Origin of the sequence: Pseudomonas amygdali (assembly GCF_002699855.1) — a bacterium.
In the GTDB taxonomy this organism is placed as follows: domain Bacteria; phylum Pseudomonadota; class Gammaproteobacteria; order Pseudomonadales; family Pseudomonadaceae; genus Aquipseudomonas; species Aquipseudomonas amygdali.
On sequence record NZ_LKBW01000063.1, the window covers coordinates 1 to 11,568 of the forward strand.

Below are 11,568 nucleotides of genomic sequence, written 5' to 3' on the forward strand. Positions count from 1 at the left end.
CAACGTTAGTCGGTTAAGGCCAATAGGCACTGACCTACTCATCGTCACGAAGCACCCAGCCCGCTTTTGAAAAAGCCCACCGGTTCAGGACGAGGCTATCAAGGGGGTCATACGGGCGGTTGTCCCATTCGTTGCTTGAGATGTTCACCCTTCTAGCATTTGTGATCAGTGTTCCCGTGTGCCCTCCTCGGGAAACCAATTGGACTGAATCATCTGGCTGTCGCTCGAATTCGATCCGAACCAGAATGGGATAGCCATACCCATTGCCTTTGGCTTGAAGCGGCTCAGTACACATTATGAACCCCATGGCAGGGGTAGGAGTTGCATTCACAGATGTTCCTTAGCCCTTTGGCTGTGCAGCGGCCCATTGGATATAAGCGCTTTCGATCAACCACGTAGCATCAGCGGCTGTGGGTACAGGATTGAGCGCTATGTGAGCCAGCTTTTTTTNCGCCCTGCTGGACAAGGCATTAGATCACGCTCCAAATGGTTGGCAAGCTCTGAGATAGCCACATCGCGCTCGGCACTTTTTGCAGTCATCGCAATTCTCCTGGATCACTTCGCTGCGGCGACTTTACTAGGCCACTTGGCGTTGGTGCATCCCCTTGGCCTCCAGCACCCGCATCGATTCGACCGAGTACAACGACTCGGGGACCAGTAGCAGGCGTTTTAAGGCGTTGGTGCATCCCCTTGGCCTCCAGCACCCGCATCGATTCGACCGAGTACAACGACTCGGGGACCAGTAGCAGGCGTTTTAGGCCTATGGCCTCGTCAGTCTCCTGACAAAAACCGTAGTCGCCTAGAGCGAGAATTTCCAGGGCCTTAAGCACATGCCTCAACGTCTGTCTGTCCCTGTCTATCATGCTCGCTGCCACCGCTCTGTTTTCCTCATCGGATGCGAAGTCTGCTTCGTCCGGGTGACGCTCGATCTCGCAACTGGCATGACAGCTGAGCAAGCGATCACGAAGCTCTACGGCTTTAACCTCCAACCGATCTTTGAAAAAGGCCAGCTGGTCTACGCTCATGTACTCGTCCTCAGCTTGATCCAGCAGTTGCTCAACGCTCATCAATGCCATCTTGTGCTCCTGATATGGTTGGTCATTCAAACTTCCTACCGAGTGACCAACGAGCGCCACCGGCGCTTATGAGTAATAACAGGACCAGGCTTGCCATCGGTCATTTCGTTATCAACGTTTCTGCTCTGGGCCTCGACGGCATCTGGAGCTTCAATCTGGATACGTACATCCCCAGTATCCTCTGAAACGCTTAGGACTTGGATCTGAATTCCTTCGCCAATCATAATATTTTCACCTTCGCGGCGAGTCAGAAGGAGCATACGAATTTCCTTTAATAGCAGCCACCAAGCGCTCTAGGCGCGGTAGCCGATTTTCCTAGCGGCAGTTGGTGGTGGTCGTTTCGCCATAGGTCGTGGACGTACAGTTCGTCTGTCCAGGCATCTGATAGACCCTCTGAGGCTGCTGACCATTTATCAGCAGCTGCAACGCACGCTGACGCCTAATCTTACCCGACTGAGCGCGCTGGGCATCCAGTTGCATCCGGCAACCTACGTAGGCATCGCTACCAGGCTTCGCGCCATATGACTGGCACTGCGCATCATCAGCCACAGCCTGTTGAGCCTTCGCGGCCTCGATCTCCTGCTGCTCCTGCTGCTCCTGCTGCTTATTTACACATCCCATAAGCATTGCCATCGCTGCAGCAACTATCAAAACCTTCATAACTTTTTCCGTTGTTCGTCGAGCTGGTGGTGGACAGGGTGACTTGTCGTCCTGGTTAGCAGCAGCCACCAAGCCCCTGGGCGCGGTAGCCGATTTTCCCTCAACTTTGCGCGATAGCCGCGAGGCTTGGAAATTCAGCAGCCAGCTCGGGGTGACGCTCTAGAGCCTGGCTTATTGTGAACGGGGTCCTAGCTCGGCCTTCGGCGATCAGCTCGCCCAGCGGTCGGCCCAACAATCGTTCAACCGTTTCAGCAGCGACGCGCTTATCGATAATCAGGTCGCCGGCCTGATCAAGCTTGTCCGCTATCAGGTTGGCCGGATCGTCATTACCGAGCGGAGCAACTGGCAGCGCAGCCCACTGTGCTTCCCACTCGGCCTGCGATTCCCAGCCGGCGCCGCCGAGGGTGACGAAACCGTTATTCTCTTCATCTGCGAAGGTGAACGCTATGCACCAGACCGGGGTTTTCTCTATCGACTTCATTGTCTCAGCCCTTTTTTCGCGGACGCGAAAACCGCGCCCTGGTACTGCCAAAGGCCCAATCAAGGGCCGGTGGTTTGCAGCGGATTCATAGGCGCTTTTTGCCGCCAAAGTATTTTGACGTTTCACCTTTGATGGTCGCGTTCATAGCTGCGTGATAAGTCATGGTCGGTTTCCTATAACCCAAGAGGCAGATCGTAAACTCCGAAATGCTGATAATCTGCGGCCACAACACCGGCTGGATGGTCAGCACGCCAGGAATTCATCTGCCTACGCCACTCGGACCAATCTTCTTCATTATCGGACCCGTGAGGCTGCTCAGGCGGACTCACGTGATAGTCGATCAATTTGTCCAACCAACCGTCTGCTTCCGACCGGTCTACAAAGACTCGCAGAGGCAGAGGTTGCCTCTCGGATGCTCTAAAGCCGCTGGCTGTTGCCATCACCAAAAATACTGTGGCCATGCTTTTTACATAGCTAATCGAGAAAATCAGCAAAGCGGTTTTTTTCATCTTTTGGATATTGCACCAACCCACTTTTTGGAAACTGAGTACTATCGTCTGTATTTTGAGGAATTTGTATCAGTAGATGAAGTCCAGTACAACGTAAAACTTGACCATGAAAGAACCCTTTGCATATCCATGGGTAGCAAAAGCCGTTTTACTCAGGAACACATTGCTATTTTCGACTTAATCAAACCATGGGTATTGGCTTTAATGAAACAACGTATAACTTCAGATACACGTGAAGAAAGAAGTTCTCAGCCTCAGCAGTGGCAGGACAAGATTATAGAGCTTGCTCCACAGCTTACAGGCCGCGAGATTGAAGTTTTAAAACTTGCATTGAGTGGGTTTTCAAATAGCGAAATTGCTGGAAAGCTATCAGTTTCACCAGAGACTGTTAAAGTACATCGAAGAAACTTCTATAGCAAACTCAATATAAAATCGCAATCAGAACTTTTTGCTTATTTTTTCAGAGCACCATAAATCAATAGGTGGCAAAGCGGTTAACCATCTTATTTTTTCTGAATGTTTGAAAAAATCCTAGACAGCAAACATACTGAAACAGCTACTAAAATTATAGAGGCTCCGAGTACCACTAAAACCACTAATGTTTCTGCATCCTCACTGCCATTTACATTAAAAAACTCACGCAGATAAGTATAGACTGCATCTCCGAACGAGGTATCAAGTCCGGATCGAACCAAGCCACTGCCCACTAAATATCGCGCTAAAAAAATTGCAGCTATTAAGACCGCAATAAACTTGAAGAAGAATTTAACAACACGTATCACTTTGTATTCCTCGGATCGATAACATCTAGGATTTCAAAATATTTTTGGCCTGAACCTCGTATTCTGTCACCTTCCATATTATGCAGATAGATACTTAACTGCTCGAAGCCAAGTTTTGATGTCATTGTCACGCAACCCTCGCTCACGCCCAATGGACCGACAGGATGCAGCCTGAAGTTTTCTCTTTCAACATTATCAATTAACGTCTGATCATCAATATCTCCATCATCCCGGTACAATGAAAACCAATCACTTCGGTCAGTTCTTGCAATCAGGTCAGTAATGGGATCTCTGAGCCAGCCTAGCCTCCCTCCACTTTCTCTATTCAGAATATAATAGCGGCCCGGTGGGAGAGGTCCGTTTTTCGCGTTGCTCACTTCGGCAGGATCATTAACATAGCCACTTTTACCTGAAAAGGCCTCATAACTCTCGTTATTGCTGCACTTAAGCAGGCTTATAGGCTGGCCTGTCAATTCAAAAGTGCAGTGCGCTACCTTATTGGTATCTATTGATTGGGAGTCCATGGGTATATATCTCCTTGTATTATATCAGGCGTATACCTTGTTGGAGATACCATCCCACCCGCCTACGACCTGGCCGCCACCTTGCCCATCTGCCCGTTTTTGCTGTGTATAGGTCATTTTGATACGGCCATAATTCAGACGTACCGTTTCAGTGGGAAAGCCGCCCTCTACATCTCCGTTACCGTTCAGAGAGACGGAGGAAATGATGACCTCTTCAAGTACGATTTCCAGGTATTTGAGTTTGTCTGTTCCTGCACGGTTGACCGCGAGTGTGACCTCTTTGAAATGCTTTCCACTGCAGCAGGCTTCGTGCAGCTTTGGCGTGGCTTTGTCCACGGTTTTGCGGAAGAAGAGGTCACTCATGCGAGCGCGGCCGCTTGTTGCCCCGCCGGCACTGGTCGCCGTGACTGAGGCGGACTGGCTTGCCCCCAGGTCGAAATTTTCCATTTCGATCCAGTCTTTGAACTGGGCGTCTAGAGCTTCGCCAGGAATTCCTTCGATTTTCAAAAATGCATCAAATGCCATGTGGTAAGCCTTCCTTGTTGGTTGATCTGCAGCATTTTGAGCAGTTGGCTTATCCGGGTCAATCGGGTTGTCAGCGAAGTACAGAAAGTGGTGATAAAATAGGTTATCACCACTTATTGCGGCCTTTTCCGAATCGTGTACGCTGCTGGGTACTGGCGTCGTTTTGGTGACTGGAATGGTGATACGTGATCGCTAATAATCCGATTGAGGGTTGTGCATGCAGGAAGTGACGAAAGTAGTCTCCGGCGACCACCGCAGGCTATCGGCGGTCGAATTTCAGCAGTTGGCCAGAGTTCCGTCAGCGGTCGAGTGGTTTGCCAACCTCGACAATCCGCGGACACGACGTGCCTATCAAAATGACCTGGAAGACTTCTGTGGGTTTGTCGGATTGGCCTCGGCCGATGAGTTTCGGGTCGTGACCCGATCGCATGTTCTGGCCTGGCGTGCCCAGCTCGAGCATCGCGGTTTGGCGGGCGCCACGATCCGGCGCAAATTGGCCGCGCTGGCCAGCCTGTTTGATCACCTCCTAGAAAGCAATGCAATCGCCGTCGGTAATCCCGTGCACGGGGTAAAACGACCGAAGATTGAAAGCAACGAAGGCAAGACGCCGGCATTGGGTGACCACCAGGCCAAGGCGCTGCTCGAGGCGCCGGATGAAACCACACTCAAAGGGCAGCGCGACCGGGCGCTACTGGCTGTTCTGCTTTACCACGGCCTGCGCCGCGAAGAGGCCGCGCAGTTGCAGGTCAGCGACATCCAGGAAAGGCGCGGTATCCAGCACCTGAAAATCCACGGCAAGGGCGGCAAGGTACGCTACCTGCCCCTGCACCCCGTCGCGGCTGGACGCATCCATCTGTATCTGGAACGTTCGGGACATCATCTGGACGACAAGAAGGTCCCACTGTTTATATCGCTACGAGGCAAATCGACCGGTTCCGCCGTTTCGGCCAACGGGATCTATACCGTGGTCGAGGACTACGCGAAGAAGGCAGGGATTGAGGTGGCCGGGCTGGGCGTGCATGGCCTGCGGGCCACAGCCGCCACTAATGCTCTGGAGCATGAGGCCGACATCGCCAAGGTCCAAGCCTGGCTGGGACATGCCAACATCAGCACCACCAAGATCTACGATCGGCGGCAGAACAGGCCGGAGGATTCACCGACCTTTAAAGTGAAGTACTGACGTGGCTTGATACGGACTGAGTTCAGCGGCGGCAAGCTGTGAAACGGCTTAAAAAGTATTGGGGATGGGAGATCTGCATGACAAGAATTTGCCATTCAGCTTCATGCCTGTGTTGGAAAAAGACCTGGATGTTTAGACCCTGTAACTAGGTTGTGCAGAGCCACGCTTGCTTTGTGAATGAGTACAGACACACCTTTCAAATCCTCCACCGTTGTAGGGACAAATGTGACTTTGAAGCTTCCTCGTGCACTCACCGAAGACAGCAAAAGATTCGCCGTCTCAGTGTCATAGTGAAGCGAACCATGCACATATATGTTGCGTGCCTTTGCCGCTTTATTCATGGCTGCTATTACCGCCTGGTAGTCTTTCAATCCTGGATGTGAATCTTTTAGAATGTCACATAGCGTTCCAAAGGCATCCTGCTTTTGCTTGAAGTTCATATGTGTAGTGATTATTTGTGGTCTAGCGTCGTCAGGGTCATTGATACCTAACAACTTTTTTATAAGATATTCAAGCTACCTTCAAGGACCGACCAGGTTGCAGCTATGCGGCCTAGCTCAAGAAGATAGTAATCTGGCAAAGGCCAATCTTTTGGCATTTCGAGAAGTGACTTTTTTTGGCTATTGGGCATTTTTTTTCCGTGACTACGAAACCCGGGGCGATTCAAAAAGCCTGTTAATTCAGCGAATGTTTCAGGTGAGTGACCCTAAACAGCCAGTAAAACTACCCCGGCGCGGCGGTCGGCGCGCGGGAAGTTAGTCTCTGAGCGAATACGCCGGTTCAACTAAAATTTCTCTTGATCGCTGAATATCATGCGTTGAGGATCCAGCCCCCACCCCAATTTATGACCGCTATTTAGTATAATTACAATGATACAGTTATAACAGTAAAATATACTATGGGGGGGTATACGTAACCCAGACGTACTGTAAATATGAAGCTTTTCCACCGTAGCTACGACGCATGGTCCTGTTGGTTTATATGCATAGAGAAAATCAAGCCGATCAGCTTGGCAATTATTTCTAAAGTGCTAATCACATCTGGGTCATCCAGCACCGCTGGCTGTGAATCGATAGCACAAAGACTACCAAATAGCGATCCGTTGGAAAAAAAGATAGGTATCGCTATGTAGCTTTCGAAGCCATAACGGCTCACGTTCGGATGATCACGGTATTTTGGATCCTGGCTCAACCTCGGAATCACTAAAGCCTTATGATCAAAACGCATTGCATTGCAAAGACTAGACTCCAAAGCAAAAGCATCACCTGGTTCGATGCCGAAATGCACCGCATCATGAACTGCACAGGCAACCCAGTCGCTTTCTGTAAATTTGGCAATGGACACGAACCTCATCTGAGTAAGGCGGCTGACGAGTTGCAATGTGCTTGCGGTGGCTTCGATTTCAGCGATAGCAGAATTTTCAGCTTTGGTAATCAGGGGGTTATCTGCGTTGGTATTGGAAAATCTCATGTTCATCCTGGTGTATTGTCTCAGATAAAGCTTTCTTTTAGACCGCTCCCAGCGCCACAGCACCGCAGGCTTGTCGGACGTTCGTAAGATATCTTAACCGTTTCGTACAGCAGAAGTCCCGAAAGGTTTGTGGCAGAGCTGCAGCGCAAGCGTTATGTTAACTCAACGTCTTTTGAACAGCCGTCAGGAAGGTGCTCCGCGAGCTTGCCTTGCCAAGACTCCTGTTGCTTCGTAGCGCGCTCGCACAACGCCAACCATATGCATTAGGGCGTAGAACCTATCGTTCGACGGGGCCAGCTTGGGGCACCGCTCATTTGCCAGGGCCGCGGTTTTATGGGTATGGATTTTTTACTATTAATTAGTAGGCTTGACGACGTTTCCAAGAATGCTTCTTAGTCTCAATTTCGTCCCCATTTGAGGAATTTTTGATACTGAGACCAAGAGTTGAAAACTTTGAGATCAGCTGTAGGGTTGTCAATATTACCACTTAGCTCCACGAGAAAAACACCATTACCTGTCTGGATGATGCTCTTAGCCGTTTCACTAATAGATCCATAGGATAGAAGGTAGCCAAGAGAAGTAAATCCGATGATGGAGCCTTTGTGAGCGACAGATGCGTTGAGCAAAGGTTCCACTGGAGCGTCAGCAATCATCAGCATAAGAGCGCTTAAATGATGCATCTCGTCATCGAAACCATCGGTGAGTTTTTTGCAAATTTTTAAAACATCAGTCACATGAGATTTGGGGATCTCGTTTTTATGGGCGAACAAGCCATAAGTCGTCAGCAGAACGGTGCCAATGGCAGGTAGATTCTTGGGGTAGTATTTATAGGTTTGCATAGTAACCTCTAAAATTGGAGAGCCTATGGATTTTGAAAAAAGGACTACAACAGCCTCTCTTACACTCATCTTTTGCTGCGCTTTAAAATGGATTACAGGTTTCTAGCTACCATATTTAAAAACTTTTTCACATTTCCAGAAATGTGGGTTTTTAATTGCATATTCAGAGATTTAGTTCAATGATCAGTCAAGCCTGATAGCTATTATTGATCTGTATCAAAAAGTCACTGAATTTATCGATGACTGTGGCTACGATGTAGAAGCCTCAGGACCTGCTGTTTCACTCAGACCAGGACACCCAATATGGGAGCCGACAGTTTCGCCAGCGGCTTTGGCGATACCGCATACGCCAGAGCATGAGTCGCCGAGGTAATTGCTATGACAACTCGCCGATGGAGAGTGTATTCCGCAGTTTGAAAGCTGAGTGGATACCGACTGTGTGGGCTACACGACAGCCCAAGGGGCTCAGCGGGATATCAGTCATTATCTGATGCATCGTTACAACTGGATTCGACCACACCAGTTCAAAGGTGGACTGGCGCCCGCTCAACCTTAACGTCGTGTCCGGGATCAGTTGACCACTACACAGAACGTCGCAATGGCCCCGTTTTTAGACGCCGATGTGGCGTGAGAAAAGCGTTTCACCAGCCTCAACGCCACCTCGGCATCACGCAGAGGTGACTTTTGGGGACGATTGCCCTTTATAGAAACTTTGAAATTCCTATACATCAAGCCGCTACAACTTCCACCACTTGCTTTTCTTTTTCTTCTGTTCGACGGGCGGCTCGGGAACTGACCTGACGCTGCTTTCTGCTGGCGCTTGATCCGCTGGGGCAAGACGATCCCTGATGAAGTCGCGGTCTGGCTTGATATCGCTCAGGTCCTTGCCGCCCGCGTAATCGAACATGCCGTCGATCACCCTGTGAGCCAACACCTCAATACCGGTCAGCACATGATCGCCGCAAGAATAACCGTCCGGCTGTATGGCGGTGGGCATTTTATAGACTTGCGAAGCATCAAGGCCCAGGCGCCAGGCTGCCATTTGGGCATGCCAGTGCTGATGTGGATGCGGAGTTCCCATGGAATCGTAATGGTAGGCTGCAGGCGAGTGGTTATCTCGACTGTCGACGACGAGAAGCGACCAATGGACGTTATCTCGGTTGATGGGCATGAACGCGATGGGTGGGGCAGGGTTGACTGCGTCTCCGACTAGACGGCGCAACGCAACGTTTCTCTGTGCTTCATCCTCGGAGTTCAGCATAGTGACTATTTGCGAGTCGGCAAAGTGGAGTAAATGGGCATTGGACTCCTCTTGCAATCGGCGAGCGAGGTCGTTGGTGTAGGCGTGCAAATGTCCGTCTAGCAGCCACGAAGTCTCAGTCACTTGAGGCAGCTCGGGGTCTTCGACGTCCTGGGGAAACGGCAGATTGTCCACATCGATTCTCTCGGGACTCATGGGGGGCAGGGCCGAGTGCTCCATTGTAGCCTGAGTGCCATAGTCCCCATAGGTGCTCCACGGCTGCTCTTGCTGGGGCGTATTGAGGTCGAATTCGCGGCCGTAATCACTCAGGGAGGAGAGTCCGTTGAAGGTCGAAGCTGGACTTTGAGGGGGGTATTGCGGCGTATCTGGATTCCAGCCCCAACCTGACCACTCTGAATTTGGCAACGTAAAAGAGGAGTGACTAGGTTCTTGTACCGCTTCTACTGAGAAGGGTGGAAATATTTCACGCAATTTCATTAGCAGGGTTACAACCGTTTTGGCATTAGAAGAGCTTTTGTTGTGCGTCCATAAATCCCTATACGTATCCAACTCTGGATCGTGAAGAAGAGTTGACAAGCTTCCTTTTCTCTCCTCCTTAAGCCACGCGCTGAATGAGCGTAGTACAGACGCGTACTTGTCAACGCTCGTTCTTCCATGAGGATCACGATTCGTTTTTTTTCCGGCTTTACTATTTTTTATTACCAAGGCATCGTTAGCAATTTTTTGGTAGTGCGAGATTAACGTTTGGTCCTCGTCTGGGATATTACGGGTATCACGTTGCTTCTTTAGGCGAACTTTACTACCAAGGTCATAGTTTCGCATGTGTTGCAACGCCGCGCTACATTGGTGACGGCCTGGCAAACAGCTGAACTTCAGCACATCTCCCGTCAATTCGTGGGAATGGAGATAGTCCGGATCACACAGCCCCGGCTTTTCTTGTGCTGCGAGCCAATGACTGAGCGCGCGCAAAGTTGATCTATATGAGGAAGGAGTCTGGTTTTCGTCGGAAAACACTTGATCGATTAACCATTCGTCTAAATCTGAACTTTTTGTTTTGAAAGGCAGAATAGCACTAACCCCGTGTTTGTTAGATTCAATACGTCGTAAGTGACCTATAATTGCCAGCGTATCACTGCGATTGTTTTGAAACGCATACTGTTTTAAATCGCTTTCAAGACTATCAGAGAATAAACGTGCGTTAATCGCTGGCATGTGCTGTCGCTGAAGATAGTCACTAATAGAGATCAACTGATTTTTATAAAAGTCCACGGTGTTAGAGTTGCTACCACCTAGCAGAGCACCCTCGCAAAATCTTTCAATGAGTGCTATATCCTCACAATAGGGGACTTTTCTAGAGCTGTATCGATACTCAGTATCCTCAAGGTGATCTGGAACAAATTGAACCTCCGTTACATATCTTGTCTCAGACTTTTTTGAAAAGCGGCGCTCAACCTGCGTTTGTAGTTCTGCTTGATCTACGAGCCGCCTGCCCTGAGACTCAGCTTGCTGAATAGAATATCGCTGTCTTTGCGGCAGGTCGTGCGCGCCCCCCCCATCGGGTTGGACTGAGGATGTTGTATCAGAAGAAAGAAACTCATGAAGTTTACTTTGCGTTTCCTGGAGTCTCTGATAAGCGTCCAAGCTTTTGCTCCAATTATTAAAATTCCACATATATTCCTCCTGGTTGATGGCAATTCTGTCAGAAAATCTCTCTGAGATGTTAAAATAATTTTGTATTATTCTTGCTGTGATACCCATAGACTTTTCTGTATTGGGGTTTTCCGTAATTTTAGCGCCGATACTGGTTTGCCATTAGAAAGCCATAAATAATAATCAACAGGTTGATTTGAATTTTAATATTCGCATCTCTTAAGCAAGACAATCATTAGTAGGCCTCTCCAGCGATTAGGTTCCACCAGCAGTGGGATAGTTTTTCTCGCTATTGACTTGGATCAAAAAAACCGAAAAAAAGAGGTTGCAGGAGGGCAAGGAACAATGGAACGGCCAACCGACTTAAGGTAGTGACGGTCCGCGCTCTTCTCAGGATTTGCGCCGTTATTGCCTTTCCGAAAGAGGATTGTCCAACGGACGCTCAGCAAGAAACAGCTTAATACCCGCAGATACACACCATCAGGTGTCTCATTTAGCGGGTACTCCATTTGTTGCAGTGAAGGGAGGTCTCACGCTGCGCTAGTGTACTGAACCGCCCCGGGTTTCTCGGAGACCCTTTTGTTTGAGTCATGCCACCTGGGCAGACTCGG

13 protein-coding genes and 3 pseudogenes are annotated in these 11,568 nt (G+C 49.5%); 3 read left to right on the top strand and 13 right to left on the bottom strand.

Annotation, left to right across the window (positions count from 1 at the left end):
- Positions 1-34: 34 nt before the first annotated feature.
- The 6 genes and pseudogenes from AO277_RS29385 to AO277_RS06685 form a co-directional block, all read right to left on the bottom strand.
- Positions 35-331: a hypothetical protein gene (locus tag AO277_RS29385; RefSeq protein ID WP_044319922.1), complete on the bottom strand. Its 297-nt coding sequence runs from the start codon at positions 329-331 to the stop codon at positions 35-37.
- A 9-nt stretch (positions 332-340) separates the two neighbouring features.
- Positions 341-540: pseudogene (locus tag AO277_RS06660) on the bottom strand (hypothetical protein).
- Between the two features lie 134 nt (positions 541-674).
- Positions 675-1,076 (bottom strand): annotated as a pseudogene (locus AO277_RS06670) (TraR/DksA family transcriptional regulator); the annotation flags it as partial.
- A gap of 35 nt (positions 1,077-1,111) precedes the next feature.
- The gene (locus tag AO277_RS06675) at positions 1,112-1,336 is read right to left on the bottom strand and encodes a carbon storage regulator (protein WP_024421145.1); all 225 of its coding nucleotides are present in this window, start codon (positions 1,334-1,336) and stop codon (positions 1,112-1,114) included.
- Positions 1,337-1,391: 55 nt separating this feature from the next.
- A complete protein-coding gene (locus AO277_RS06680) occupies positions 1,392-1,736 on the bottom strand; it encodes a hypothetical protein (protein WP_052834997.1) in 345 nt (114 codons plus the stop codon).
- Between the two features lie 100 nt (positions 1,737-1,836).
- On the bottom strand, positions 1,837-2,217 hold the full coding sequence (locus tag AO277_RS06685) for a hypothetical protein (RefSeq protein ID WP_044319920.1): 381 nt from the start codon (positions 2,215-2,217) through the stop codon (positions 1,837-1,839).
- 329 nt (positions 2,218-2,546) lie between these two features.
- On the opposite strand from AO277_RS06685, the gene AO277_RS06695 reads away from it, so the two are divergent.
- Positions 2,547-3,200 carry a helix-turn-helix domain-containing protein gene (locus AO277_RS06695; protein ID WP_257214194.1) on the top strand — a complete coding sequence of 218 codons (654 nt, stop codon included), beginning with the start codon at positions 2,547-2,549 and terminating at the stop codon, positions 3,198-3,200.
- A gap of 29 nt (positions 3,201-3,229) precedes the next feature.
- Here the strand turns inward: AO277_RS06695 and AO277_RS06700 are convergent, their stop codons facing one another.
- The 3 genes from AO277_RS06700 to AO277_RS06710 are packed head-to-tail and all read right to left on the bottom strand — an operon-like array spanning position 3,230 to position 4,557.
- Positions 3,230-3,508 carry a hypothetical protein gene (locus AO277_RS06700; protein ID WP_099258836.1) on the bottom strand — a complete coding sequence of 93 codons (279 nt, stop codon included), beginning with the start codon at positions 3,506-3,508 and terminating at the stop codon, positions 3,230-3,232.
- Positions 3,505-4,032 (bottom strand): DUF2778 domain-containing protein, encoded by a 528-nt coding sequence (locus tag AO277_RS06705; RefSeq protein WP_180273428.1) that lies wholly within the window; start codon positions 4,030-4,032, stop codon positions 3,505-3,507. The genes AO277_RS06700 and AO277_RS06705 overlap by 4 nt, the downstream gene beginning before the upstream one ends.
- Before the next feature lie 24 nt (positions 4,033-4,056).
- Positions 4,057-4,557, bottom strand: coding sequence for an Hcp family type VI secretion system effector (locus AO277_RS06710; protein WP_016569397.1), 501 nt, complete (start codon positions 4,555-4,557; stop codon positions 4,057-4,059).
- A 217-nt stretch (positions 4,558-4,774) separates the two neighbouring features.
- On the opposite strand from AO277_RS06710, the gene AO277_RS06715 reads away from it, so the two are divergent.
- On the top strand, positions 4,775-5,737 hold the full coding sequence (locus AO277_RS06715) for a tyrosine-type recombinase/integrase (protein ID WP_044319944.1): 963 nt from the start codon (positions 4,775-4,777) through the stop codon (positions 5,735-5,737).
- A gap of 101 nt (positions 5,738-5,838) precedes the next feature.
- Here AO277_RS06715 and AO277_RS28960 read toward each other — a convergent pair whose 3' ends face one another.
- The 3 genes from AO277_RS28960 to AO277_RS06730 form a co-directional block, all read right to left on the bottom strand.
- Positions 5,839-6,177, bottom strand: coding sequence for a hypothetical protein (locus AO277_RS28960; RefSeq protein WP_223282503.1), 339 nt, complete (start codon positions 6,175-6,177; stop codon positions 5,839-5,841).
- 514 nt (positions 6,178-6,691) lie between these two features.
- On the bottom strand, positions 6,692-7,207 hold the full coding sequence (locus AO277_RS06725) for a GAF domain-containing protein (protein ID WP_031598251.1): 516 nt from the start codon (positions 7,205-7,207) through the stop codon (positions 6,692-6,694).
- Positions 7,208-7,605: 398 nt separating this feature from the next.
- Positions 7,606-8,115 (bottom strand): hypothetical protein, encoded by a 510-nt coding sequence (locus tag AO277_RS06730; protein ID WP_223812328.1) that lies wholly within the window; start codon positions 8,113-8,115, stop codon positions 7,606-7,608.
- Positions 8,116-8,306: 191 nt separating this feature from the next.
- Here AO277_RS06730 and AO277_RS06735 point away from each other — a divergent pair.
- A pseudogene (locus AO277_RS06735) lies at positions 8,307-8,624 on the top strand (integrase core domain-containing protein); the annotation flags it as partial.
- Positions 8,625-8,782: 158 nt separating this feature from the next.
- On the opposite strand, the gene AO277_RS28705 reads toward AO277_RS06735, so the two are convergent.
- Positions 8,783-11,065: a C48 family peptidase gene (locus AO277_RS28705; RefSeq protein WP_201775331.1), complete on the bottom strand. Its 2,283-nt coding sequence runs from the start codon at positions 11,063-11,065 to the stop codon at positions 8,783-8,785.
- Positions 11,066-11,568 lie beyond the last annotated feature (503 nt).